The following is a 23,612-nucleotide window of genomic DNA, read 5'->3' on the forward strand; positions in this document are numbered from 1 at the left end:
AACTTCCTCGCAGCCGTTCTGCTCGCCGCCACCCGTCTATGGGCTAGGTTTGAGTCCACTACCTAGCGCCCTCCTCGCCCGCCCTGTAAAATCCTAAGGCAGGGCAGCCTGGGGGAGTGATGCGACCAACGTTGAATCTGAAGACGATCCTGATCGGCGTCGCTGTGCTCGCGGCGTCGTTCTTCATCAGCTTGAAGGCGATGGATCTGCTGTCGCCGCGCGCGACGAATTCCGCACCGCCGGTCGCGCAATTGCCGCCATTGCCGCCGGTCGCGAAGAGCTCGATCGTGATCGCGCCCGTGGCCATCGCGATCTCGGCGATCCGCGAGCAGGCCGAAAAGGCCGCGCCGCGCAATTTCGCCGGGAAAGCCGACAACCCGGTCTCGCAGATCCTGGAGAACGCCGACATCGGCTGGACCGCCGTGCGCGGGCCGATGGCCGCCGGCGGCGACAAGGACGTGCTGACGATCTCGACGCCGCTGACCGGCAAGCTGAACGTCACGGGCTCGCTGTCGGCGAAAGCCACCGGTGCGCTCGGCGATGCACTCGGCAGCGTGCTCGGCGGCGACGCCGCAAAACGGATCGGCGCGGTCAACATCAAGAATCTGAACGCCAGCGCCGAGATCAAGGGCAACGTGATCGTCACCTCGCGACCGAAGCTTGCGGCCAACTGGCATCTCGAGCCCAATCTCGCCGCCCAGGTCAATCTCGGCGACACCAACCTCAATGTCTCCGGCGCCAAGGTCAACGTGCCTGCGCAGGTGAAGCCTTTGATCGACAAGAATGTCGGCGAGCAGATCAACCTCGTCTCCGAGCGCATCCGCAACGATCCCTCCTTGCGCGAGAATGCGAAGCTGCAATGGGCCAAGGCGTGCCGCTCGATCCCGCTGCAGGGCTCGGGCGGCTCGGCCGCGCTGCCGCCGCTCTGGCTGGAGATGAAGCCGATCCGCGCCATCGCCGCGCAGCCGCGCGTCGATGCCCAGGCCGTGACGCTGCTGATGGGCCTGGAAGCCGAGACGCGCGTCACCTCGACGCCGACCAAGCCGGACTGTCCGTTCCCCGACAAGATCTCGATCGTGCCGCCGACCGGCACCGGCGTGAGCATCGGCGTTCCCATCGACGTGCCCTTCACCGAGATCAACAAGCTGATCGCGGCGCAGATGGTCGGCCACACCTATCCGGAGGACGGCTCGGGACCGGTCGACGTCACGGTGAAGAGCGCCAACGTGATCCCGTCGGGCGAGCGCCTGCTGATCTCGCTGCTGGTACGCGCCAAGGAGAAGAAGAGCTGGCTCGGTCTCGGCGCCGAGGCGACGGTGCACATCTGGGGGCGGCCGGTGCTCGACCAGGCGCAACAGACGCTGCGGCTCACCGACATCCAGCTCGCGGTGGAATCCGAGGCGGCGTTCGGCCTGCTCGGCGCGGCGGCCCGTGCGGTGGTGCCGCAGATGCAGCAGGCGCTGCTGCAGAAGGCGACGCTCGACCTGAAGCCGATCGCCGCCAATGCGCGCGAGAAGATCGCTGGCGTCATCGCCGACTTTCAGAAAAGCGAGGACGGCGTCAAGGTCGACGCCAAAATCGACAGCCTGACGCTCGCCGACATCGCCTTCGATTCCAAGACGCTGCGCGTGGTCGCGGAAGCCGGCGGCTCCCTGAATGTGTTTGTGAGCAAGCTGTCGGGAATGTAGCGCGCCTTCGCTTCATCGCCGTGCTATCGCATGGAGAGCCTTTCCCTGCTGCCATCCTTCGAGACGCCCGCCTTCGGCGGGCCCTCAGGATGAAGACGGAATGTTCGGCGGCAGTTTCGACCAGCACCCATGCCCATTAGCCTCATCCTGAGGAGGCGCGTCAGCGCCGTCTCGAAGGACGAGGCGTGCGCTCGGGCTGCACCGCGAGTCAAACCGAAGCCTCGTCGTCGCTCGCCCCGCTGGCATTCTCATCCGAGGATGCTAAGCTGCCGCTCGGCAACCTCGAACGAGGTGCTGACAGCATCGTAGCGGCAAGCCGAGGACAACATGGAAGCCGGCATGGTCACGCCCGCGCCGGCATTGGTGCGGTTTTCCGGCATTCAGAAGACCTATGATGGCGAGCATCTCGTGGTGAAGAACCTCGATCTCGACATCAGGAAAGGCGAGTTCATCACCCTGCTCGGCCCGTCGGGCTCGGGCAAGACGACCTCGCTGATGATGCTGGCCGGCTTCGAGGTTCCGACCCATGGCGAGATCTACCTCGGCGACCGCCCGATCAAGAACATGCCGCCGCATAAGCGCGACATCGGCATGGTGTTCCAGAACTATGCCTTGTTTCCGCACCTGACGATCGCCGAGAATATCGCCTTCCCGCTATCCGTTCGCAACACGAGCAAGGCGGAAGCACAGGAGCGCGTCAACGCCGCGTTACGCATGATCAAGATGGAAGCGATGGCGCACCGGCGGCCCGGACAATTGTCGGGCGGCCAGCAGCAGCGCGTGGCGCTGGCCCGCGCGCTCGTCTTCAATCCGCAGCTGGTGCTGATGGACGAGCCGCTCGGCGCCCTCGACAAGCGCCTGCGCGAGCAGATGCAGCTGGAGATCAAGCAGTTGCACGAGCGGATGGGCATCACGATCGTCTACGTCACCCACGACCAGAGCGAAGCGCTCACCATGTCGGACCGCATCGCCGTGTTCAACGACGGCATCGTGCAACAGATCGACAGGCCGGATGCGCTGTACGAGCATCCGGCGAACAGTTTCGTCGCCCATTTCATCGGCGAGAACAACGTGCTGGCCGGCACGGTCGAGGCGGTCGACAAGGATTATTGCCGCGTGGCGCTGGCCGGGGGCGGCACCGTCACCGCCCGGGCGGTCAACATCTCCGGCGCCGGCGCCTCGACCTCGCTGTCGGTGCGGCCCGAGCGGATCGCCATCGTCCCGGACGGCAGCTCCGGCGACGGGGCGAACCGCCTGCCGGCGAGAGTGCAGAACACCATCTATCTCGGCGATCACGCACTGGCCGTGCTCGACGTCGCAGGGAACGGCGAGTTCATGGTCAAGCTTCAACCCGGCGCGCATGACAGCCTGGGACACGGCGAGAATGTCTTCATCACCTTCCGCCCGGAAGATTGCCTCGCCCTCGATCCGGTCTGATGCAACGTACAGCGCCCCCGAACAATCAACCTCAACGCCACTCACACGAAGAAGGAACGAAGACCATGCTGAACCGCAAGATCGCTCTGGGTTTCGCCGCGGCGTTCAGTGCCAGTACCGTGCTGGCGACGGCCGCGGAAGCACGTGACCTCACAATCGTGTCGTGGGGCGGCGCCTATCAGGATGCGCAGAAGAAGGTCTATTTCGAGCCGTTCAAGAAAGCTGCCGGCGTTGCGATGAACGACGAGTCCTGGGACGGCGGCGTCGGCGTGTTGCGCGCCAAGGTGCAAGGCGGCGCCGCCACCTGGGACGTCGTCCAGGTCGAGAGCGACGAACTCGCGGTCGGCTGCGAGGAAGGCCTGTTCGAGAAGATGGATTATACCAGGATCGGCGGCGAGGCCGCCTACATCCCACCATCGGTCAATCCGTGCGGCGTCGGCGCCATCCTCTATGACTTCGTGCTCGGCTACGACAAGGACAAGCTGAAGGAGGCCCCGAAGGGCTGGGCCGACTTCTTCGACACCAAGAAGATCCCCGGCAAGCGCGCCCTGCGCCAGGGCCCGAAGACCACGCTGGAGATCGCGCTGATGGCCGACGGCGTCCCGCCGAAGGACGTCTACCATGTGCTGGCGACCGACGAGGGCGTCGAGCGCGCGTTCCAGAAGCTGGACACCATCAAGGGCGACATCGTCTGGTGGAAGGCCGGCGCCCAGCCGCCGCAGCTGCTCGCCTCCGGCGAGGTGGTGATGACCTCGGTGTATAACGGCCGCATCGACACCGCGAACAAGAACGAGAAGAAGAACTTTGGCATGGTGTGGGACGGCGCGCTGTTCACGCTCGACAGCTGGGTCATCCTGAAGGGCAGCCCGAACAAGGACGCGGCCTACAAGTTCCTGGACTTCGCCGGCAAGGCAGAGAACCAGGCAAAGCTTTCCGAGAACATCTCCTATGGCACCTCGAACAAGGACGCAGCCGGCAAGCTCGCGCCCGCCGTCCTGAAGGACTTGCCGACAGCGCCCGACAACATCAAGAACGCGGTCGAGATCAACGTTGCGTTCTGGCTCGAGAACATTGACCGCCTGACCGAGCGCTTCAACAAATGGGCCGCGAAATAGCGCGGCGCGTTCAGAGGGTGCGCGGCGGACAACTCATCCGTGGCGCATCCTTCGAGACGCCCGCCTGCGGCGGGCCCTCAGGATGAGGTCTGAGTTTGTGGCAACAACGGCTCGAAAAGCACCGATCTCGATCAGCCTCATCCTGAGGAGACCGCCACCGGGTCCGCGCGAAGCGCGGCCCGATGACAGGCTCCGCGGTCGTCTCGAAGGACGAGGCGCTTGCTCAGGCCTCTCGTCGGAGAGGCTTCCGTCATGACCGCCGCGTCCTCGACCCAGACCGAAGTCCCGCTCAAGCGCCGATTGAGGCGCGCCGAGCGGACGCGCCAGCTCAAGGCCCTGGCGCTGGTCCTGCCGCTTCTCGTCTTCCTGCTCTTCACTTTCGCCGGACCGATCGCCGGGATGTTGTGGCGTGCAATCGACGACCGCGAGGTGCGTCAGGTTCTGCCGCAAACGATCGCAGCTCTCGCCGACTGGGACGGCAAGGACCTGCCGGATGAAAAGGCCTATGCGGCGCTGGCGAGCGACATCCAGGCGGCGCGCACGTCCGGTACCCTCGCCATCGCAGCCAAGCGGCTCAACTATGCTCTGAACGGTTTTCGCACCATCCTCACCGGCACGTCGCGCAATCTGAAGGCGATGCCGGAAGCCGGCACGGCCAAGGAGACATTGGTCAAGATCAACGCGGCCTGGCGCGAACGCAGCACCTGGACGACGATCAAGGATGCCGGCGGCCCGGTGACCGGCTTCTATTTGCTGGCGGCGCTCGACCTGACGCGGAACGCGGACAGCGCGATCGTCGCGGCGCCGCCGGATCAAGCCATCTACCGCGAGGTTTTCACCCGCACCTTCCTCATCAGCCTCAGCGTGACCGCACTCTGCCTGATCCTCGGCTTCCCGGTCGCCTACCTCCTGGCGACGCTGCCGCCTGCCAGATCGAACTTGCTGATGATCTTCGTCCTGCTGCCGTTCTGGACGTCGCTTCTGGTCCGCACCTGCGCGTGGATCGTGCTGCTGCAGAGCAAGGGCGTCGTGAACGACAGCCTGCACTGGCTCGGCATCATCGACGAGCCGTTGCGCCTGATCTACAACCGCTTCGGCGTCTGCGTGGCGATGACCCATGTGCTGTTGCCGTTCATGATCCTGCCGCTGTACAGCAGCATGAAGGCGATCTCACCCGCTTACATGCGCGCCGCCGCCTCGCTCGGCGCGCCGCCGGTCACCGCGTTCTTAAGGATCTACCTGCCGCAGACCTTGCCCGGCATCGGCGCGGGAAGCCTGCTCGTCTTCATTTTGGCTCTCGGCTACTACATCACACCGGCCCTCGTCGGCGGCGCCGCCGACCAGATGATCAGCTATTTCATTGCGCTCTACACCACCGAGACCGCCAATTGGGGTCTCGCCTCCGCGCTCGGCGCCGTGCTGCTGCTGGCCACGATCCTGCTGGCTCTCGTCTACGGCAAGCTGGTGCAGGGCCAGCAGGTGACGGGAGGCATGAAGAATTGAGCGACAATTCCTCCTTGCGCACGCCCAGCCAGCGCATCGCGTGGACCGCGACCATCGTGGTCTCCGCGCTGGTGTTCGTGTTCCTGATCGCGCCGATCCTGGCGATCATGCCGCTGTCCTTCAGTTCCAGCGCGTATCTCACCTATCCGCTGCCAGGCCTGTCCTTGCGCTGGTACGACGACTTCATCACCTCGCCACGCTGGATGAATGCGCTGAAGAACAGCGTGATCATCGGGGTCGCCTCGACGGCGCTGTCCATGGTGCTGGGCACGCTGGCCGCACTCGGGCTGGCGCAATGGAAGAGCCGCCTCAAGCCGCTGGTGCTCGCCTTCGTGCTGTCGCCGGTCGTCGTGCCCGGCGTCATCACCGCCGTCGGCCTCTATTTCTTCTTCGCGCCGATTGGCCTCACCGGAAGCTATCTCGGCCTGATCCTGGCGCACACCGCGCTGGCGACGCCCTTCGTGGTGATCACGGTCGGCGCGACGCTGCAAAGCTTCGACACCAACCTCGCGCGCGCCGCCGCCTCGCTCGGCGCCTCGCCAATTGAGGCGTTCCGCCGCGTGATCCTGCCGCTGATCCTGCCCGGCCTCGCATCGGGCGCGCTGTTCGCCTTTGCGACCAGCTTCGACGAGGTGGTGATCGTGCTGTTCATGGCAGGCCCCGAGCAGCGCACCCTGCCGCGCGAAATGTTCAGCGGCATCCGCGAGAACATCAGCCCGACCATCACCGCAGCCGCGGTGATCCTGACGACGATCTCGGTCATCCTCCTCGCCACCCTGGAGGCCTTGCGCCGGCGCAACGAACGGCTGAAGGCCGGCGGCTGAAAGGCGCTACGTCTCTGCCTCTCCCCGCCTGCGGGGAGAGGCCGCCTGCCCCGCAGGGGGGGGAGGCAGAGGGAACACCGCCCGCCCCGTCTGATTTTGCATTCGGCTATGGCGCGCACCGCTTAGCTGCCGCGACCGATTGCCGCTACAACTCCTCCCTCAACAACGCCCAGACAACAACACACAGGGAGAAACACATGCAAAAACTCATCGCCGCGGTCGCGGCCGGCTTTGCGCTTGCCGCCACGTCCGGCGCCGCGCAGGCGCAGATTTCGGACGATATCGTCAAGATCGGCGTGCTCACGGACATGTCGAGCCTCTATGCCGACGCGACCGGCAAGGGCTCGCTCGCCGCGGTCGAGATGGCGGTCGCCGATTACGGCGCCAAGGTCGCGGGTAAGCCCGTCGCCGTGGTCGCCGCCGACCACCAGAACAAGCCCGACGTCGGCGTCAACATCGCCCGCAACTGGTACGACAACGACAAGGTCGACGCGATCTTCGACGTGCCGACGTCGTCGGTGGCCTTGCCGATCTCGGCGCTGACGCGCGAGAAGAACAAGATCAACATCAATTCGGGCGGCGGCTCCTCCGACATCACCGGCGTCGCCTGCTCGCCCAATACCGTGCACTGGACCTACGACACCTACGCGCTGTCGAACGTCGCCGGCAAGGCGATGGTGAAGCGCGGCGAGGACAGCTGGTTCTTCGTCACCGCCGACTACGCCTTCGGCATGGCGCTGCAGCGCGACGCCGCCAACGTGGTCAAGGAGAGCGGCGGCAAGGTGCTCGGCGAGGTCCGTCATCCCCTCAACTCGTCGGACTTCTCCTCCTTCCTGCTGCAGGCCCAGGCCTCCAAGGCCAAGGTGGTCGCGCTGGCGAATGCCGGCGGCGACACCACCAATGCCTTGAAGCAGGCGGCCGAGTTCGGCCTGACCCAGGGCGGCCAGAAGATGATCGCGCTGCTGCAGGAGATCACCGACACGCATTCGCTCGGCATCAAGGCGACGCAAGGCCTGATCGTCACCGACGCGTTCTACTGGGACATGAACGAGGAGACCCGCGCCTTCTCCAAGCGCTTCAACGAAAAGGTCGGCCATATGCCGACCATGATCCAGGCCGGGCTCTATTCGGCGACCATGCACTATCTGAAGGCGATCGACGCCATCAAGACCGACGAGGCGCCGAAGGTAATGGCGCAGATGCGCGCCACGCCGGTCAACGACTTCTTCGCCAAGGGCGGCAAGATCCGCATCGACGGCCGCATGGTCCACGACATGTATCTGTTCGAGGTCAAGAAGCCCGAGGAGTCCAAGGGCGAGTGGGACCTCTACAAGCTGATCGCCACCGTGCCCGGCGACGAGGCCTTCCGTCCGCTCGACAAGGGCGGCTGCCCGCTGGTGACGCACTGAAAGTGTTCTCGCCCGCAGCGCATCCTTCGAGACGCCCGCCGGTGGCGGGCTCTCAGGATGAGGGCGAAGTGCACGGCAGCAATGTCAACGCGGCCAATGCCGCTTAGCCTCATCCTGAGGAGCCCGCAAAGCGGGCGTCTCGAAGGACGAGGCGCTTGCTCGGACCGCCGTCACACCGTTCATGCTGCGCGGTGACGAAGGCAGACGCGACAATGCGCCCGGTGAAAACCGGGCGCACGTCGTTTGGGCCGTCAGTCGAGCGGCGTTACTCCGCGTACTTGAACTCCGGCATGTTCTTCAGCTCGTCCTTGCTGGCGTTGAACACGGCGTGGTCCGGATACCACTTCGAGGTCGACGAGGTGGTCGAAGCTGCCGGGGCCGTCGTCGTGGTCTTCTCGGTGCCGGTGGCAGCGCCGGTCGTGGTCGTTGCCGGGCGGGTCGTCGTGGTCGAGGCAACCGCCTCATTGACGAACTTCAGCTTCTCGTAGGGCACGGCGACCAGATGCTCGCCCATGCCGAGGAAGCCGCCGACGCCGATCACGGCGATCTTGATGTCGCCGCTCTTGTCCATCAGCAGGTCGTTGATGGTGCCGATGTTCTCGTTGGCTTCGTTGTAGACCTTCAGGCCGTCCATCTTCGAGGTACGCCACTGACCCGACGCGGTGGTCGTCGTCGTCGTGGCGGTGGCCGCGGTCGGCGCCTTGTCGGTGGTGGCGGTCGGCGATTGCGCGAACGCAACGGTGGCAAACAGTGCGGTGCCGGCAAGGCCGGCGGCGATCGATTTCATCATCATCATGTTGTCCTCTCCTTCACAAAAAACTCGTGTGGAGAGAACAGCGCTGATCACACGCAGTTCCGTGCGCGCCGCAATTTCGTCGCGCGAAGCGCGCGATGAAATCTCACAAACAATGTTCCTGCGTCACTCAGGAACATTTTGCGACGCACGGTTCCTCGCCGGCGATCATGCGCCCTGGGTGAAGCACGATCGCGGCGAGGACCCGCGCCGACCCGCGTCGCTCAGGGTCAGCTCTTGTAGTCGATCAGCAGCGCGGAAAAATCGGAGTTGCCGGATGAGCTGCCGTTTGCGCCGTAGGACGCGCTCGACGATTGCGACTGCTGGAGCGCCTGCAGGAACTGCTGCAGGATCTCGGCGGTGGTCTGGTCACTGGAGGTGCTGCTGGTCGTATCCGTGGAAGACGACGAATCCGAAGAGCTGTCGCCCGGCGGCGGACCGGGCGGCGGTCCGCCGGCGCCGCCGGGGCCACCCGCCCCGCCCGAACCGCTTGCGAAGGCGGACTGAAACACGCCCTTGAGCGCTTCGGCCTGATCCGAGGTCAACGTCCCGTTCGACACCTCGTTCGAGATGAGGTCGTCGATCTTCGACTGCATGTCCTCCTTGGAGGGACGCGTGCCGCTCGACTGGTCGCTGGACCGGCTCTGCTGGAGCGCCGTGTCGATGTCGGTCAGCGCCGTAGAAAGTGCGGATTGGTCCGAGGACGAGATCGTGCCGGTGGACACTTCCGACTGCAATTCCTGCTGCAACCGCTGCAGCGGCGACTGGTAGTTGCCGGCGGAGGCCGCCGAAATCGAGGTCATGATGGCTCCGTGGGTTTTGCGGGGTTTCTTGTGCGCGGCTGCCACGGTATGGTTAACGGCCTTAACGAGATCTTGCCGCTCCGCGACGGCGCGATTGCCGCCTGTTGCGGGAAGCCGGACAGAAACAATCCGAAACAAAAATCTTCGCCATTTGGCCCGAATCTTGGACAAACAAAGCGCATGGCCATTCCCAATCCCAACATCCTGGTCGTCGAGGACGACCGCGAAACCCGGACGTTGATTGCGAAGTACCTGCGCAACAACGCCTGCAACGTCACCGCCGTGAGCGATGGCCGCGAGATGTCGCGCGCCATGGCCGACCACCGCGTCGACCTCATCATCCTCGACGTCATGCTGCCCGGCGAGGACGGCCTCAGCCTCTGCCGCAAGGTGCGCGCCGAGGCGCAGACGCCGATCATCATGCTGACCGCGCGCGGCGAGGACATCGACCGCATCGTCGGCCTCGAGATGGGCGCGGACGATTATCTGTCAAAACCCTTCAACCCGCGCGAGCTGCTCGCCCGCATCAACGCGGTGCTGCGCCGCCAGGCCGCGGCGCAAGCGGCAAGCTCGATCGAAGGCGCCTCCACGCTCACCTTCGAGGGCTGGCACATCGATCTGCGACTGCGCGAACTGCGCAATCCCGAGGGCGCGCGCGTCGCGGTGACCAGCGCCGAATTCGATCTGCTCCGCACGTTCTGCGAACGGCCCGGCCGCGTGCTGTCGCGCGACAGCCTGCTCGACCTCACCCAAGGGCGCAACACGGGATCGTTCGAACGCTCCATCGACGTGCTGGTCAGCCGCATCCGCCGCAAGATCGAGCCCAATCCGGCCGATCCCACCCTCATCAAGACGGTGCGCTCCGGCGGCTATCTGTTCACGCCGCGGACGCAGGTTGCAGGCCTGCAGGCGGCAGGCACCCAGACGGCAGGCACGGAAGCAGCAGCGGCGCCCCTGAGCAATTGAAGGGGACGCCGACGATGAAGCCGTTCGGGTTCTTTCACCTCAAGGGGATCGGCGGACAGATCGCCGGGCTGGTGCTGGCTTCGACCGTCGCGCTCCATCTCGTCGTCACCACCGCCTTCCTGATCAACCGGCCGGACCGCCCCGACATGCCGCCGGACGGCGCGCATCAATTGACCGATGCGGCGCTGCTGCTCGGTTCGGCCGACGTCGGCGAGCGTCCGCGCCTCGTTGCCGACCTCGCGCGCGCCTTCCCCAAGCTCGGCATCGAAATGCTCGCGCCCGGTACCGCGAGCGTCGCGGAGAGCGACGATCAGCACCTGCGCGCGATGCGCCGCCATCTCGGGCGCGGCTACAAGGCGGTCCAGCTCGCCCCGGCCGGCAGCGAATCCCGCGTCGGCGTCGAATTGCCCGACGGCACCATGATATCGGGACATGTCGATGGCGGGCCCCGGCCGTGGCTCTGGGGCGCGCCCTGGCTGATGGCGCTGATGACCGCCTTCATCTGCGTCACCGTGCTCGGCCTGTGGGCGGCGCGCGCGCTGGCGGCTCCCCTGTCGTCCTTCGCCAAGGCCGCCGAAAATTTCAGCCTGGACGGCGGGGCCGAGCCGCTGCCCGAGCGCGGTCCGGAAGAGATCCGCTCGGTCGCGCGCGCGCTCAACCGCATGCATGAGCGGATCGCCCGGCTGATGTCGGATCGCACGCGGATGCTGGCCGCGATCAGCCACGATCTGCGCACGCCGATCACGCGGCTGCGCCTGCGCGCCGAGTTCATCGAGGACGAGGGCAACCGCAAGCGCATGCTGATGGATCTCGACCAGATGCGCGCGATGCTGGAAAGCGTGCTGTCGCTGCTGCGCAACGACCGCAAGGTCGAGGCCGTGACGCTGGTCGACATCGCCAGCACGCTCCAGCTCGTCGCCGACCAGTTCGGCGACATGGGCCATGTCGTGCATTATGACGGGCCGGCCTCCGCCACCGCCGCCGCGCGGCCCGACGATCTGCATCGCGGCGTCACCAACCTCGTCGAGAACGCGGTGCGCTTCGGCGCCGAGGTGACGATCCGCCTCGACGTCTCCGGCACGACGCTCGTCATCGACGTCGAGGACGACGGCCCCGGCATTTCGGATGCGCGCAAGCAGGAGATGCTGGAACCGTTCGTGCGCGGCGACGATGCGCGCACCATGGACGAGTCCACCGGCTTCGGGCTCGGCCTGTCGATCGCGCGCGCGATCGCGCTCGCCCATGGCGGCGAGCTGTCGCTGCACGACCGCAGTCCCCATGGCCTGATCGTGCGGATGCAATTGCCGCTCTGGCAGCAGCCGCGGCTTGCGGCATAGGGCATGATCCGGAAAAGTGCGCAGCGGTTTTCCGTCGCGACAAACGCGGAAGGCGTTTGCGCGGAGATCATCCCCTCTTAGGTCAACCCTTACGCCGCGAGCGGCGGGTGCTCGACGGCGACCTCGTCGAAGATGGCCACCGCCTCGAAGCGATAGTTGCAGGCGTGGCAGGTCCAGAGATAGGAGACGCGGCCTTCGCCCGGTTCGATCCAGTCGGGCTGCGGGATCGGCGTGCCGCATTGGGCACAGGGGTTTTGCCTGGGGATGTCGCTGAGGACTGCTTTTGTCATGGCACCTCTCCCGATTTTCCGCGTTTTCCTACTCGCTTTCGCGCGCCTGCGCGAATAGACAGCCTTGCTGCCGCGAATGGTCCACCTGAGGGAACCTGTACGCCAGCATTGAGTCGTATCAGCGGCTCGGCGCCGCAAAATCGTTAACGGCGGCGTTTGGTCACATCATCGCCGCGTTCGGGAGGCCTATCGGCAGCCGGGCGCAGGCCGTTCAAGCCGCCACTCAGGACCGCCGGGATATCTGATGAGAATTTTGCACATTGCCGCGCTGCTCGCGGCCGGACTGACATTGCCGCAAGCCGCCTTCGCGGGCCAGGCCGAATATGCCGAGATGGTCGCGGCCCATGCCCGCGCCAACGGCGTGCCGGAAGCGCTGGTGCACCGCGTGATCATGCGCGAGAGCCGCTATCAGCCGCATCTCGTCGGCCATGGCGGCACCATCGGCCTGATGCAGATCAAGCTCGCGACCGCCCGCGGGGTCGGCTACACCGGCGATGCCGCGGGCCTGCGCGATCCCAACACCAACCTCACCTATGCCGTGAAATACCTCGCCGGCGCCTATCGCGCCGCCAATGGCGATCACGCCCGCGCCGTGCGCTATTTCGCCGGCGGCTATTACTACGCCGCCAAGCGCCAGCGGCAGGAGGCCGTGCAGGTCGCCACGATGGGCGACAACAGCATGGGCCAGCCCTGGCTCGAGCCCAACGGCAATCCGCAGCCGATGTTCGGCAATGCGCCGCATAAAAAGCTGGCCCAGCGCGTCCGCAATGCGCGGGCGCAGGCGCCAAGGTAGCCTCTCATGTCCCGGGCGCCCAGTGCCGCGGTGCTGAACCGGGACCCATGTGAACCACGCAAATGGGCGCCGGCTCTGCAGCGCACCACTGCATGATGCGCCGCGTCCGGGGCACAGGGTTCCCGCAACATGCGTTGACACTGGCCGTCACTGTCCTACATTAGAGCCGTTCCGAGGGGTGCTCCGAGGAGGAGCTGAGATACCGCTAAATGGGCAATACCGCCCAGGACCGCGGTGACCCTTTGAACCTGATCCGGGTCATGCCGGCGAAGGGACAGGGATGTTGCAAACGACCAAGCGACCGGATTCACCGGTATCCATCATCGGCGCGGGCATTGCGGGCGCCTGGCAGGCCCTGTTGTTCGCACAGGCCGGCCATGCCGTGACCCTGCACGAGCGCGGTGACGAGGCGATGACGGACGCCACCAGCCATTGGGCCGGGGGCATGCTCGCGCCCTATTGCGAGGCCGAGGTCGCCGAACCCATCATCAGCCGCCTCGGCTTGCGCTCGCTCGAGGTCTGGCGGCGCGAGCTGCCCGACACGCCGTTCAACGGCTCGCTCGTCGTCGCCCATCCACGCGAGCGCAACGATTTCGAGCGTTTTGCGCGCATGACCGAGGACCACCGCCGGCTCGACGCAGCCAGCCTTGCCGAGCTCGAGCCGTCGCTGGAGGGCCGCTTCCGCGATGCGCTGTTCTTCCCGGCCGAGGGCCATGTCGAGCCGCGCCGCGTGCTGCCGCAGCTGCACGAGCGCATCCGCGCCGCCGGCGGCACCATCAAATTCTCCAGCGACGTCACCGTCGCCGATCTCGCCAAGGACCCCGACGGCATCGTGATCGACTGCCGCGGCCTCGGTGCCCGCGACGAGCAGCCGGAGCTGCGCGGCGTCAAGGGCGAGATGATCCTGATCGAGACCAGTGAGGTTCAGCTGGCCCGCCCGGTGCGGCTGATGCACCCGCGCTGGCCGCTCTACGTGATCCCGCGCGAGGACAATCTGTTCATGCTGGGCGCGACCTCGATCGAGGCCGAGGACACCGGCGTCAGCGTCCGCTCCGCGCTGGAGCTGCTGGGCGCGGCCTATGCCGTGCACCCCGCCTTCGGCGAAGCCCGCATCGTCGAATTCGGCTCCGGCCTTCGCCCCGCTTTTCCCGACAACCTGCCGCGCATCGGCATTCGCGGCCGCAGGATCACCGTCAACGGGCTCTATCGCCACGGCTTCCTGATCGCGCCTGCGCTCGCCGAGCTGACGCTCAACTATGTCGAGCGCGGCCAGATCGACAACGAGGTGATGCAATGCTTGTGACCGTGAACGGTGAGCAGCGCGAGGTGAACGCGGCCAGCGTCGATGCGCTGCTGGCCGAGCTCGACTACGAAGGCACCCATTTCGCGATCGCGCTGAACTACGACGTCGTGCCGAAGAGCCGCTGGGCCGAGACCAGCCTCAAGGCCGGCGACGAGATCGAGATCATCACGCCGCGGCAGGGAGGGTGAGGATGGTTCTTCATGTGTCGCGCCGGCGCCCACCCTACACGCCGCTGTCATCGCCCGGCTTGACCGGGCGATCCAGTACGCCGCGGCTTCACGATTCCAGCCGCGCGGCCGCGGCGTACTGGATCCCCGCCTTCGCGGGGATGACAGCTGCATCTGGGTTGGCAGCTGAACTCGAGGAGACACCAACATGGTGACCTTCTACGGCAAGACCTTCGCCTCGCGCCTCCTGATCGGCAGCGCGCTCTATCCCTCGCCTGCGATCATGCAGTCGGCGATCCGCGCCTCCGGCTCGAACATCGTCACGGTGTCGCTGCGGCGCGAATCCGCCGGCGGCAAGACTGGCGATGCATTCTGGAATCTGATCCGCGAGCTCGACGTCACCGTGCTGCCGAACACCGCCGGCTGCCGCACCGTGCGCGAGGCGGTGACGACCGCCAAGCTTGCCCGCGAATTGTTCGGCACGTCCTGGATCAAGCTCGAGGTCATCGCCGACAACGACACGCTGCAGCCCGACGTCGTTGGCCTGGTCGAAGCCGCCGCCATCCTGATCAAGGACGGCTTCGAGGTGTTTCCCTATTGCACCGAGGATCTCTCGGTCGCCAACCGGCTGGTCGATGCCGGCTGCAAGGTGGTGATGCCGTGGGCAGCTCCCATCGGCAGCGCGAAGGGCATCACCAACCGCGATGCGCTGAAGCTGATGCGCGACCGCCTGCCCGACATCACGCTGGTGGTCGACGCCGGTCTCGGCGCGCCCAGCCACGCCGCGCAGGCGCTGGAGCTCGGCTACGACGCCGTGCTGCTCAACACTGCGATCGCCAAGGCCGCCGATCCCGTCGCGATGGCCAAGGCCTTCCGCCTCGGCATCGAGGCCGGCCGTACCGCTTTCGAGGCCGGGCTGATGAACGCCCGCGACTTCGCCTCCCCCTCCACCCCCGTCGTTGGGACCCCGTTCTGGCATGCCGTATCCTGATCGCTTTTATCCCGTCGTCGACAGCCTCAAATGGGTCGAGCGCCTGACCAGGCTCGGCGTCGGCACCATCCAGCTGCGCGCCAAGGCGCTCAACGACGCCGATGCGCTGCAGATCGTCACCGACGCGCTGGCGATCACCAAGGACACCCAGGCCAAGCTGGTCGTGAACGATTATTGGCGCGCCGCGATCGTCGCCGGCGCCAAATATCTGCATCTCGGCCAGGAGGACCTTGCCGACGCGGATCTCGGCGCCATCCGCGAGGCCGGTCTCTCGCTCGGCATCTCCACCCACGACGACGACGAGCTTGCGACCGCGCTCAAGGCCAAGCCGGATTACGTCGCGCTCGGCCCGATCTTCTTCACGACGCTCAAGTCGATGCGCTTCGAGCCGCAGGGCATTCCGAAGATCACCGAATGGAAGAAGCGCATCGGCGCCATCCCGCTGGTCGCGATCGGCGGCATCAAGTTCGAGCACGCCGCGGAGATCTTTGCCGCCGGCGCGGATTCGATCGCGGTGGTCAGCGACGTCACTCAGAATGCCGATCCCGATGCCCGAGTGCGGCAATGGCTCGGCCTGTCGACGGAGGCGGCGTGATGTGCACACCGCTCTCGCCTCAAACTCAACTGTCATCGCCCGGCTTGACCGGGCGATCCAGTACGCCGCGGCTCCTCGGCTCTAGCCGGACCGCCGCGGAGTACTGGATGCCCGCTTTCGCGGGGATGACAGCGGTAATTGCCTCTCGCGCAGCGAAACCAACGAATTAAACCGGAGGATCCCATGAACATCCGCTCCAATCCTGAAAAAACCGTCCCCGCCGTCACCACCGGCCCGCTTCCCTCCTCGCGAAAAATCTTCGCCTCGCCCGACGCCGCGCCCGAGCTGCGCGTGCCCTTGCGCGAGATCATCCTGTCCGAAGGCGCCGGCGAGCCGAACCTGCCGGTGTACGACACGTCCGGCCCCTACACCGATCCCTCCGTCACCATCGACGTCAACGCCGGCCTTGCCCGCAACCGCAAGCAATGGGTGCTGGAGCGCGGCGGCGTCGAGGAATATGAGGGCCGCCAGGTCAAGCCGGAGGACAATGGCAGCGTCTCCACCGACAAGGCCGCGCGCGCCTTCTCGGCCTATCACAAGCCGCTGCGCGGCCTCGACGGCCACAAGATCACCCAGCTCGAATTCGCTCGCGCCGGCATCATCACCAAGGAGATGATCTACGTCGCCGCGCGTGAAAACCTCGGCCGCAAGCAGCAGCTCGAGCGCGCGGAAGCCGCCCTCGCCGACGGCGAGAGCTTCGGCGCCGCGGTGCCGGCCTTCATCACCCCGGAGTTCGTCCGCGACGAGATCGCGCGGGGACGGGCCATCATCCCCTCCAACATCAACCATTCCGAGCTCGAGCCGATGATCATCGGCCGCAACTTCCTGACCAAGATCAACGCCAATATCGGCAACTCCGCCGTGACGTCGTCGGTCGAGGAAGAGGTCGAGAAGATGGTGTGGGCGATCCGCTGGGGCGCCGACACCGTGATGGACCTCTCGACCGGCCGCAACATCCACACCACGCGTGAGTGGATCCTGCGCAACTCGCCGGTGCCGATCGGCACGGTGCCGATCTACCAGGCGCTGGAGAAGTGCAACGGCGATCCGGTCAAGCTGACCTGGGAGCTCTACAAGGACACCTTGATCGAGCAGTGCGAGCAGGGCGTCGATTATTTCACCATCCACGCCGGCGTGCGCCTGCAATACATCCACCTCACCGCGAGCCGCGTCACCGGCATCGTGTCACGCGGCGGCTCGATCATGGCAAAGTGGTGCCTGGCGCATCACAAGGAGAGCTTCCTCTACACGCATTTCGACGAGATCTGCGACCTCATGCGCAAGTATGACGTCTCGTTCTCGCTCGGCGACGGCCTGCGCCCCGGCTCGATCGCCGACGCGAACGACCGCGCACAGTTTGCCGAACTCGAAACGCTCGGCGAATTGACAAAAATCGCGTGGGACAAGGGCTGCCAGGTCATGATCGAAGGCCCCGGCCACGTGCCGATGCACAAGATCAAGATCAACATGGACAAGCAGCTCAAGGAATGCGGCGAAGCGCCGTTCTACACTCTCGGGCCCCTGACCACCGACATCGCGCCGGGCTACGACCACATCACGTCGGGCATTGGCGCCGCCATGATCGGCTGGTTCGGCTGCGCCATGCTCTGCTACGTTACGCCGAAGGAGCATCTCGGCCTCCCTGATCGTAACGACGTCAAGACCGGCGTCATCACCTACAAGATCGCCGCCCACGCCAGCGATCTCGCCAAGGGCCACCCCGCCGCCCAACTGCGCGACGATGCGCTGTCCCGCGCCCGTTTCGACTTCCGCTGGAGCGACCAGTTCAACCTCGGCCTCGACCCCGATACGGCCAAGAACTTCCACGACGAGACCCTGCCGAAGGAAGCCCACAAGGTCGCGCATTTCTGCTCGATGTGCGGCCCGAAATTCTGCTCGATGAAGATCACGCAGGACGTGCGGGATTATGCGGCGACGCTGAACGATCCGGCGGCGGTGGGGATGTCGATGGCCGGCACGGCCGAGGACGGCATGGCCAAGATGAGCGCGAAGTTCAAGGAGATGGGGAGCAGCGTTTATCTGGATGCGGAGAAGGTGAAGGAGAGCAATCGGGTGTTGTAAACCTGCCCCTCGCTCTGCGGATACACTAGGGGGATCGGGCTTTTTTCCGATCCTCCGCCTCTACTAAAGCTGTAGGTTTGACACCGGTCCACAACCCGAGGTAGCATCATCACATTCTTCAAGAATTGGTGATGCTATGAACGGATTTCTAGTAAAGGTTACCGACGAAATTGCTAACGGAAAATCTCCGCCGCCAGTCACCACTCGTGAATTTCTCTCTTGGTTCAATGCGCAGCGACGAGGCTATTTTATAGTCCAATCTATTCGGAGAGAACTGGCTGCGGCGGGACTTGAAACCGCGCCAGACTTTGAATCCAATTACATTGACGCCCCGCTGGAACTCCGTCGTGCATCATCGGAGCCAATCGCGCCAGCTTCGTCGGAGGCCGCCTTAGGGGGCACACCGAGCGGTGACAAGTCGGCACAAACAGCCGCCGCATCTTCTGACCAAGAGTGGATTAGAACGGATCCCACCTACAGAATCAGCAAGCTAGGCCCCGCCAATCAAACAGTGCTCAGCGTGAGGCCTGATAGCACTTTGGCAGAAGTCACTGCCCTTCTTCTTCTGCGAAATTTTTCTCAGCTACCAGTAATGACAAGCGAGAGAGAGGTGAAGGGAGTAATCACGTGGACAACCATTGGATCTCGCCTTGCGCTTTCAAAGCCCGAATCATTCGCCCGCGACTTCATGGAACCGCATCACGAAATTCGCAGTCACTTTTCAATTTTTGATGCCATTCCAGTAATCGTAGCTCACCAGTATGTCCTCGTTAGAGGAGATGACAACAGGATTTCAGGCATCATTACTGCGAGCGACCTCAGCGAGCAGTTCAAGCTTCTTGCCGAACCCTTCCTCTTATTAGGAGAAATAGAGAACTTTATACGCAGCATGATTGGAGGTCGCTTCTCTATCGCTGACCTGAACGACGCTCGAGACCCAAGCGATACTGAACGTCAAATCCAAGGGCCGCATGATCTTGCATTTGGCGGCTATCTAAGGCTGCTAGAGAAACCAGAACGATGGAAGCAATTTGGTCTTGCGATTGACCGAGCCAGCTTTTGCAAAGACCTCGACAACATTCGACGAATTAGAAATGACGTGATGCATTTTGATCCAGATGGCGTTCCTCCGAAAGAGCTGGACAGCTTAAGAGATTTTACAAAATTCTTGAGCCACATTCAGAACATTGTTGCCCGGAGCAAGCCTCACTGAACGCCTCGCAGCCCGAAGGGCGGGGCCACTTTGCATCCCAAGCCTCTCCGGAAATGGCGGTTACGCCTTGCGCCGTCGCGTGTTGAACGACCACTTGCGAACGGCAAACCCACCCTGCACCGCCAAAGGAATAGAATGCCTCTCGGAGCGGACTATCAAGACGCGGTCTCTTTTTTCCAGCGTGCCTTCACGGTTGTACTGGCGCTAGCGCTCAGCGAGGCATTCAAGCAAGCCATTGCGGACAAGGCAGACAAGCCCGAAGATCGGATCGTTCAATGGGAGCGCTTGCCGACCCTCTTAGGCTTTCTACTGCTGATTTTTCCGTTCTTTCACGGAATGAACCGTCACATATTTCGGGCTTATCTCGACGTCAAAGCCATCCCTGATTTCTATTCCGGTTTTCTAATGATGGACGGCATAGTTTTTATGCTAGAGGCTGCAATATTCTTTGTGATGTCCCGAGCGCTTTCGCCTGGCCAATGGAGAAACTTCTATTGGTGCATCCTAGCGCTGATGGCTATCGATACCATCTGGGCAGCTCTAGCTTACCTGCGCGGAGCTCCTGTTATCCCTTGGATTGAGCTAAACATTGCGCTTGCAACCGTATGCGCCGCTGTTTTGTTCCTCTACAATGAGACAAAGAGCATAGTCCCTCCGATTATCAGCGCAGTGACTATCTTGGTGACCACCACCTTGAGCTACATTTGGATGTGGGAGTTTTACTTCGGAAGGCAGCCGTGAAATGATCGCTGTCAACCTGAGGCTGAACTCGCATCGAAGATGTCCAACACTCTCCACCGCCTCCCCGACCAGCTCCGCCCCAGCCTCCGCCTCGTCTTCGTCGGCACCGCCGCCTCGACGCGTTCTGCGGAGCTCGGGCACTACTACGCCCATCCCGGCAACCGCTTCTGGCGCGCGATCCATGAGACCGGGATCACGCCGCGGCGCTGTCAGCCAAGCGAGTTCGCATCGCTGATGGAGCTCGGGATCGGCTTCACTGGTCCCTCCAAGACGGACGCCTCGACAAAATCCTCCTCCGCGCTTATCCTGCTGACATGAACATCATTCGTCGCACGCTGGAGATCGATGCCGACACCGACGCGCGGTTGCGCGAGATGGCCGACGAGCGCGGGCAGGATGTCGCCGCCGTGCTCGCGGAGGCCGTGGCGCTGCTCGATTCCGTGGTCGATATCGCCGGCCCTGATATTGCCGAGGACCGCCGGCGGCTAAATGATTTCAAGAACACCCGCGCCGCCGTGCCGCTCGACGAGGTGAAGGACTGGGTCGCGAGCTGGGGTTCGGCGCAGGAGCTGCCGCGACCGGTGGCGCGCAGGATCGGATGATCCTGCTTTCGCCCGACGCCGTCGAGGACGTCGAGCGATTGCGCCTGTTTCTCGATCAACACAGCCCGGCCGCCGCGCAACGCGCGCTCGCGTCGATCTGGCGGGCGATCGAACGTTTGCAGGCGTTTCCCGATCTCGGAATGCCGACGCGAGATGCCGAGCTTCGCCAGATCGTGGTCCGCTTTGGCGCGTCCGGCTACGTCGTGCGGTATGCCGTGTTGGCGGAGGCACAGGACATCCTGATCACGCGCATATGGCACGGCCGCGAGGCCCGCAAGACGGACGAGTGAGCGCAGCGACGGACGATTGACTTGCCTGAACTCCACCGCCTCCCCGACCTCCTCCGCCCCAACCTCCGCCTCATCTTCGTCGGCACCGCCGCCTCGACGCGTTCAGCCGAGCTCGGGCACTACTACGCCCACCCCGGCAACCGCTTCTGGCGCGCGATCCATGAGGCCGGGATCACGCCGCGGCGGTATCAGCCGGGCGAGTTTGCTTCGCTGACCGAGCTTGGCATCGGATTCACCGATCTCTCCAAGACCGGCGCGGGGATGGATCACCAGATCGCGGCGGAGACGATCGACGTCGCGGGGTTCAGGGCGAAGATGGAGACGTATCGGCCGCGGACGATTGCGTTCACGAGCAAGAAGGCGGCGAGCTTGTTTTACGGCCGGCCGTCCGCTGCGATCGCGCTGGGGCGGCAGCCGCGCGATGAAAACCTGCCGGAGATTTTCGTGCTGCCCTCGCCGTCGGGCGCGGCGTCGGGGAGCTGGACGATCGAGCCGTGGCGCGAGCTGGCGGCGTGGATTGGCCGTGAGATGAGTTGACAACGGCGCGTCACATTCCGCCCGTCGTCCCCGCGAACGCGGGGACCCATAACCCCAGGGAGTAGTTTGGCGGAGACTCGGCGTTTCGGTACTGAGACCAATCGCGCAGATAAATCACGCGGTATGGGTCCCTGCTTTCGCAGGGACGACATCGTGGGTTTGGCGGCACGCCGTCATTGCGTTCGCAGACGTCACTCCTCGAACAATTCCTTGAACAGCGTCTTCGCGCGTTCGAGCCCCTCTTGCGTGAACACCACGGACTTCACCTTGCCGACGGGATCGTCAATCATGCCCTTGTCATGCAGGCGCCCGAGCACTCCCCAATCAAAACCCTTCCATGCCCGGCAGCCGTCGTGCAAGGTGAGATAAAGCAAGGCCAGCGCGGCATCGTCGATCTTGTCTGTGTTGATGGTCATATCGATCTCCTCACGAACGATGTTGAGGCCATCCTATTCGACAATCGACGGCCTGCAACGGCGCTGGGAGGTGCGTAGGGTGGGTTAGAGGCGCGGGTGCGCGAAGCGCAGTCGCGCGGCGCAACCCACCGCGTCTGCCGCCGCCGAGGCATAAGAGGTGGGTTACGCCTTGCTCCGTCCCGTGTTGATGAACCGCGTATGTGAACGGCTAACCCACCCTACAAAGATCGGAGAGGGTGTCGGAAGGTGCCGGCCTCGTTCGTCCTCTGTAGGCCAACCACCCCGGAGTCCCCGATGCCCACCATCACCGCCTTCGAAAGCTCGCCCGACCGCGGCAAGGGCCACGCGCGCGACATGCGCGTGCGCTGGGCGTTCGAGGAAGTCGGGCAACCTTACGACGTCCGCCTCGTCTCGTTTACCGCGATGAAGCAGCCGGCGCATCGCGCGCTGCATCCGTTCGGGCAGATCCCCACTTATGAGGACGGCGATCTCGCGCTGTTCGAGTCAGGGGCGATCGTGCTGCATATCGCCGAGCACCACGACGGCTTGCTGCCGAAGAATGCCGATGCGCGGGCACGCGCGATCGCGTGGATGTTCGCTGCGTTGAGCACAATGGAGCCGCCGATCGTCGAGCTCACCATGGCGATGCTGTTCGAGCGCGACAAGCGCTGGTACGCGGAGCGCCTGCCGGGCCTGCAGGATCGCGTCCGCGTCAGGCTCGGCGAATTGTCCCGACGCCTCGGCGAGGCCGACTGGCTCGATGGCACCTTCAGCGCCGGCGACCTCATGATGGTGACCGTGCTGCGGCGGCTGCACACATCCGGGCTGCTCGACGAATTCCCTGACATCGCCGCCTATGTCGCCCGCGGCGAAGCGCGGCCGGCGTTCCGGCGTGCGTTCGACGCGCAGCTTGCGGTGTTCACCGCGGCATCGCAGTCGTAGGGTGGGCAAAGCGACTTGTCCGCCGTAGCTCAAAGAGCGAAGGCGGAAGCGTGCCCACGATCTGGATCGATCACTGACGAATGGTGGGCACGGCGCTTTGCGCCTTTGCCCACCCTGCGCGACCTGCCCTACCGCATCGTGATCGCAAGACCGCTGAGATCAGCGTTCGCCATCAGGCCGACCTGCGTGCCCGACAGCTCCAGCACCGCGCCCTTCTGGTTGGTGAGCACGATGGCGCGGGCGCCGGCGCCCACGGCAAGGCCGGCGCCGGCGGCGCCGTAGACTCCGGCGACGTCGGAGGGCCGGTTGATGTTGCTGACGCGGCCGCGCAGCACGGTCTTGGATCCACCGAACACGAGGCCGTAGTCGAGCCCGCCGGTCGAGAGCGCATAGGAGCGGCCGCGGAAGTTCAGCACTCCGCTCCCGCCCGAGCCGCCGATGATCCAGCCCGCCTTGTAGATCGTCAGCGTCACGAAGCCGCTGTCGGCCCGCGCCGCGGTCGAGAGTCCGGCCAGCGCGACGATGGCGACCAGCGCGGCGCGAAAGGTGGAAGCGAGCTTCATGGGAGTCTCCGGGGGCTGCTTTTTGTGGGGGAAGAAACGAATCAGACGCAACGAATGTACCTGATCGATCGGGGCGGCAACATGATGGGATGGGGCGTGAGGCGTGATCGTCGTCAAGCACTCAGCGGTCATCGCCCGGTTCAGTGTTTAGTCCGGAGACATGGCTGACACCTGTTCGGACACATCACTGACAGGTGGGTCGTTGGTCAAGT

General features: G+C 64.6%; 25 protein-coding genes, 1 pseudogene and 1 riboswitch. Of the genes and pseudogenes, 21 read left to right on the forward strand and 5 right to left on the reverse strand.

Going from position 1 to position 23,612, the window contains the following annotated elements:
* Positions 1-119 precede the first annotated feature (119 nt).
* The 6 genes from CO669_RS34410 to CO669_RS34435 all read left to right on the forward strand — a co-directional run bounded on the left by CO669_RS34410 (position 120) and on the right by CO669_RS34435 (position 7,976).
* A complete protein-coding gene (locus CO669_RS34410; protein ID WP_097666991.1) occupies positions 120-1,688 on the forward strand; it encodes a DUF4403 family protein in 1,569 nt (522 codons plus the stop codon).
* A 327-nt stretch (positions 1,689-2,015) separates the two neighbouring features.
* On the forward strand, positions 2,016-3,125 hold the full coding sequence (locus tag CO669_RS34415; RefSeq protein ID WP_097666993.1) for an ABC transporter ATP-binding protein: 1,110 nt from the start codon (positions 2,016-2,018) through the stop codon (positions 3,123-3,125).
* A 65-nt stretch (positions 3,126-3,190) separates the two neighbouring features.
* A complete protein-coding gene (locus CO669_RS34420; RefSeq protein WP_097666995.1) occupies positions 3,191-4,240 on the forward strand; it encodes an ABC transporter substrate-binding protein in 1,050 nt (349 codons plus the stop codon).
* A gap of 252 nt (positions 4,241-4,492) precedes the next feature.
* The gene (locus CO669_RS34425; RefSeq protein ID WP_097666997.1) at positions 4,493-5,743 is read left to right on the forward strand and encodes an ABC transporter permease; all 1,251 of its coding nucleotides are present in this window, start codon (positions 4,493-4,495) and stop codon (positions 5,741-5,743) included.
* Positions 5,740-6,567 (forward strand): ABC transporter permease, encoded by an 828-nt coding sequence (locus CO669_RS34430; RefSeq protein ID WP_198964413.1) that lies wholly within the window; start codon positions 5,740-5,742, stop codon positions 6,565-6,567. Before CO669_RS34425 ends, CO669_RS34430 begins: the two co-directional genes overlap by 4 nt.
* Before the next feature lie 197 nt (positions 6,568-6,764).
* Positions 6,765-7,976, forward strand: a complete 1,212-nt coding sequence (locus tag CO669_RS34435; protein ID WP_097666999.1) for an ABC transporter substrate-binding protein — start codon at positions 6,765-6,767, stop codon at positions 7,974-7,976.
* Positions 7,977-8,241: 265 nt separating this feature from the next.
* Here CO669_RS34435 and CO669_RS34440 read toward each other — a convergent pair whose 3' ends face one another.
* Both CO669_RS34440 and CO669_RS34445 read right to left on the reverse strand, forming a co-directional pair.
* The gene (locus CO669_RS34440; RefSeq protein WP_097667036.1) at positions 8,242-8,769 is read right to left on the reverse strand and encodes a PRC-barrel domain-containing protein; all 528 of its coding nucleotides are present in this window, start codon (positions 8,767-8,769) and stop codon (positions 8,242-8,244) included.
* Positions 8,770-8,999: 230 nt separating this feature from the next.
* Positions 9,000-9,572 (reverse strand): hypothetical protein, encoded by a 573-nt coding sequence (locus tag CO669_RS34445; RefSeq protein WP_198964414.1) that lies wholly within the window; start codon positions 9,570-9,572, stop codon positions 9,000-9,002.
* A gap of 180 nt (positions 9,573-9,752) precedes the next feature.
* Here CO669_RS34445 and CO669_RS34450 point away from each other — a divergent pair, with 180 nt between their 5' ends.
* A complete protein-coding gene (locus CO669_RS34450) occupies positions 9,753-10,538 on the forward strand; it encodes a response regulator (RefSeq protein WP_097667001.1) in 786 nt (261 codons plus the stop codon).
* A 14-nt stretch (positions 10,539-10,552) separates the two neighbouring features.
* Positions 10,553-11,875 carry an ATP-binding protein gene (locus CO669_RS34455; RefSeq protein ID WP_097667003.1) on the forward strand — a complete coding sequence of 441 codons (1,323 nt, stop codon included), beginning with the start codon at positions 10,553-10,555 and terminating at the stop codon, positions 11,873-11,875.
* 89 nt (positions 11,876-11,964) lie between these two features.
* Here CO669_RS34455 and CO669_RS34460 read toward each other — a convergent pair whose 3' ends face one another.
* Positions 11,965-12,165 carry a hypothetical protein gene (locus tag CO669_RS34460; RefSeq protein ID WP_097667005.1) on the reverse strand — a complete coding sequence of 67 codons (201 nt, stop codon included), beginning with the start codon at positions 12,163-12,165 and terminating at the stop codon, positions 11,965-11,967.
* A 244-nt stretch (positions 12,166-12,409) separates the two neighbouring features.
* Here CO669_RS34460 and CO669_RS34465 point away from each other — a divergent pair, with 244 nt between their 5' ends.
* From CO669_RS34465 to CO669_RS34520, 12 genes and pseudogenes are all read left to right on the forward strand, one after another.
* On the forward strand, positions 12,410-12,958 hold the full coding sequence (locus tag CO669_RS34465) for a lytic transglycosylase domain-containing protein (RefSeq protein WP_097667007.1): 549 nt from the start codon (positions 12,410-12,412) through the stop codon (positions 12,956-12,958).
* Between the two features lie 164 nt (positions 12,959-13,122).
* Positions 13,123-13,251: riboswitch (TPP riboswitch) on the forward strand.
* Positions 13,239-14,261, forward strand: coding sequence for an FAD-dependent oxidoreductase (locus CO669_RS34470; protein WP_097667009.1), 1,023 nt, complete (start codon positions 13,239-13,241; stop codon positions 14,259-14,261). Its footprint overlaps the riboswitch before it by 13 nt.
* Positions 14,252-14,449 carry a sulfur carrier protein ThiS gene (thiS, locus tag CO669_RS34475; RefSeq protein WP_097667011.1) on the forward strand — a complete coding sequence of 66 codons (198 nt, stop codon included), beginning with the start codon at positions 14,252-14,254 and terminating at the stop codon, positions 14,447-14,449. Before CO669_RS34470 ends, thiS begins: the two co-directional genes overlap by 10 nt.
* Positions 14,450-14,636: 187 nt before the next feature.
* Entirely contained in the window at positions 14,637-15,419 is a 783-nt protein-coding gene (locus CO669_RS34480; RefSeq protein ID WP_097667013.1) for a thiazole synthase, read from the forward strand.
* A complete protein-coding gene (locus CO669_RS34485) occupies positions 15,406-16,014 on the forward strand; it encodes a thiamine phosphate synthase (RefSeq protein ID WP_097667015.1) in 609 nt (202 codons plus the stop codon). Before CO669_RS34480 ends, CO669_RS34485 begins: the two co-directional genes overlap by 14 nt.
* A 183-nt stretch (positions 16,015-16,197) precedes the next feature.
* Positions 16,198-18,096, forward strand: a complete 1,899-nt coding sequence (gene thiC, locus CO669_RS34490; protein WP_097667016.1) for a phosphomethylpyrimidine synthase ThiC — start codon at positions 16,198-16,200, stop codon at positions 18,094-18,096.
* A 136-nt stretch (positions 18,097-18,232) separates the two neighbouring features.
* Positions 18,233-19,309, forward strand: coding sequence for a CBS domain-containing anti-phage protein (locus CO669_RS34495; protein WP_097667018.1), 1,077 nt, complete (start codon positions 18,233-18,235; stop codon positions 19,307-19,309).
* Positions 19,310-19,444: 135 nt separating this feature from the next.
* Entirely contained in the window at positions 19,445-20,050 is a 606-nt protein-coding gene (locus CO669_RS34500) for a hypothetical protein (protein ID WP_097667020.1), read from the forward strand.
* A 39-nt stretch (positions 20,051-20,089) separates the two neighbouring features.
* Positions 20,090-20,329 (forward strand): annotated as a pseudogene (locus CO669_RS34505) (mismatch-specific DNA-glycosylase); the annotation flags it as partial.
* A 35-nt stretch (positions 20,330-20,364) separates the two neighbouring features.
* Positions 20,365-20,652 carry a hypothetical protein gene (locus CO669_RS34510; protein ID WP_097667022.1) on the forward strand — a complete coding sequence of 96 codons (288 nt, stop codon included), beginning with the start codon at positions 20,365-20,367 and terminating at the stop codon, positions 20,650-20,652.
* Positions 20,649-20,942 (forward strand): type II toxin-antitoxin system RelE/ParE family toxin, encoded by a 294-nt coding sequence (locus CO669_RS34515; RefSeq protein ID WP_097667024.1) that lies wholly within the window; start codon positions 20,649-20,651, stop codon positions 20,940-20,942. Before CO669_RS34510 ends, CO669_RS34515 begins: the two co-directional genes overlap by 4 nt.
* Positions 20,943-20,963: 21 nt before the next feature.
* Positions 20,964-21,479: a mismatch-specific DNA-glycosylase gene (locus CO669_RS34520; protein ID WP_198964415.1), complete on the forward strand. Its 516-nt coding sequence runs from the start codon at positions 20,964-20,966 to the stop codon at positions 21,477-21,479.
* 191 nt (positions 21,480-21,670) lie between these two features.
* On the opposite strand, the gene CO669_RS34525 is transcribed toward CO669_RS34520, so the two are convergent.
* Positions 21,671-21,895: a DUF6429 family protein gene (locus CO669_RS34525; protein WP_097667028.1), complete on the reverse strand. Its 225-nt coding sequence runs from the start codon at positions 21,893-21,895 to the stop codon at positions 21,671-21,673.
* A gap of 294 nt (positions 21,896-22,189) precedes the next feature.
* Between CO669_RS34525 and CO669_RS34530 the strand changes: the two genes are divergently transcribed.
* The gene (locus tag CO669_RS34530) at positions 22,190-22,837 is read left to right on the forward strand and encodes a glutathione S-transferase family protein (RefSeq protein ID WP_097667030.1); all 648 of its coding nucleotides are present in this window, start codon (positions 22,190-22,192) and stop codon (positions 22,835-22,837) included.
* Positions 22,838-22,965: 128 nt separating this feature from the next.
* Here the strand turns inward: CO669_RS34530 and CO669_RS34535 are convergent, their stop codons facing one another.
* Positions 22,966-23,400 (reverse strand): hypothetical protein, encoded by a 435-nt coding sequence (locus CO669_RS34535; RefSeq protein ID WP_097667032.1) that lies wholly within the window; start codon positions 23,398-23,400, stop codon positions 22,966-22,968.
* Positions 23,401-23,612: the final 212 nt, after the last annotated feature.

Origin of the sequence: Bradyrhizobium sp. Y36, from assembly GCF_002531575.1 — a bacterium.
GTDB lineage: Bacteria > Pseudomonadota > Alphaproteobacteria > Rhizobiales > Xanthobacteraceae > Bradyrhizobium.

Excerpts from the sequence above, each read along its gene's own strand:
- CO669_RS34525 (WP_097667028.1), bottom strand. The coding sequence starts at position 21,895 with ATGACCATCAACACAGACAAGATCGACGATGCCGCGCTGGCCTTGCTT.
- CO669_RS34515 (WP_097667024.1), top strand. The coding sequence starts at position 20,649 with ATGATCCTGCTTTCGCCCGACGCCGTCGAGGACGTCGAGCGATTGCGC.
- CO669_RS34535 (WP_097667032.1), bottom strand. The coding sequence starts at position 23,400 with ATGAAGCTCGCTTCCACCTTTCGCGCCGCGCTGGTCGCCATCGTCGCG.
- CO669_RS34425 (WP_097666997.1), top strand. The coding sequence starts at position 4,493 with ATGACCGCCGCGTCCTCGACCCAGACCGAAGTCCCGCTCAAGCGCCGA.
- CO669_RS34435 (WP_097666999.1), top strand. The coding sequence starts at position 6,765 with ATGCAAAAACTCATCGCCGCGGTCGCGGCCGGCTTTGCGCTTGCCGCC.
- CO669_RS34470 (WP_097667009.1), top strand. The coding sequence starts at position 13,239 with ATGTTGCAAACGACCAAGCGACCGGATTCACCGGTATCCATCATCGGC.
- CO669_RS34445 (WP_198964414.1), bottom strand. The coding sequence starts at position 9,572 with ATGACCTCGATTTCGGCGGCCTCCGCCGGCAACTACCAGTCGCCGCTG.
- CO669_RS34460 (WP_097667005.1), bottom strand. The coding sequence starts at position 12,165 with ATGACAAAAGCAGTCCTCAGCGACATCCCCAGGCAAAACCCCTGTGCC.
- thiS (WP_097667011.1), top strand. The coding sequence starts at position 14,252 with ATGCTTGTGACCGTGAACGGTGAGCAGCGCGAGGTGAACGCGGCCAGC.
- CO669_RS34510 (WP_097667022.1), top strand. The coding sequence starts at position 20,365 with ATGAACATCATTCGTCGCACGCTGGAGATCGATGCCGACACCGACGCG.
- CO669_RS34420 (WP_097666995.1), top strand. The coding sequence starts at position 3,191 with ATGCTGAACCGCAAGATCGCTCTGGGTTTCGCCGCGGCGTTCAGTGCC.
- CO669_RS34410 (WP_097666991.1), top strand. The coding sequence starts at position 120 with ATGCGACCAACGTTGAATCTGAAGACGATCCTGATCGGCGTCGCTGTG.
- CO669_RS34465 (WP_097667007.1), top strand. The coding sequence starts at position 12,410 with ATGAGAATTTTGCACATTGCCGCGCTGCTCGCGGCCGGACTGACATTG.
- CO669_RS34455 (WP_097667003.1), top strand. The coding sequence starts at position 10,553 with ATGAAGCCGTTCGGGTTCTTTCACCTCAAGGGGATCGGCGGACAGATC.
- thiC (WP_097667016.1), top strand. The coding sequence starts at position 16,198 with ATGAACATCCGCTCCAATCCTGAAAAAACCGTCCCCGCCGTCACCACC.
- CO669_RS34480 (WP_097667013.1), top strand. The coding sequence starts at position 14,637 with ATGGTGACCTTCTACGGCAAGACCTTCGCCTCGCGCCTCCTGATCGGC.
- CO669_RS34530 (WP_097667030.1), top strand. The coding sequence starts at position 22,190 with ATGCCCACCATCACCGCCTTCGAAAGCTCGCCCGACCGCGGCAAGGGC.
- CO669_RS34495 (WP_097667018.1), top strand. The coding sequence starts at position 18,233 with ATGAACGGATTTCTAGTAAAGGTTACCGACGAAATTGCTAACGGAAAA.
- CO669_RS34415 (WP_097666993.1), top strand. The coding sequence starts at position 2,016 with ATGGAAGCCGGCATGGTCACGCCCGCGCCGGCATTGGTGCGGTTTTCC.
- CO669_RS34500 (WP_097667020.1), top strand. The coding sequence starts at position 19,445 with ATGCCTCTCGGAGCGGACTATCAAGACGCGGTCTCTTTTTTCCAGCGT.
- CO669_RS34440 (WP_097667036.1), bottom strand. The coding sequence starts at position 8,769 with ATGATGATGAAATCGATCGCCGCCGGCCTTGCCGGCACCGCACTGTTT.
- CO669_RS34485 (WP_097667015.1), top strand. The coding sequence starts at position 15,406 with ATGCCGTATCCTGATCGCTTTTATCCCGTCGTCGACAGCCTCAAATGG.
- CO669_RS34450 (WP_097667001.1), top strand. The coding sequence starts at position 9,753 with ATGGCCATTCCCAATCCCAACATCCTGGTCGTCGAGGACGACCGCGAA.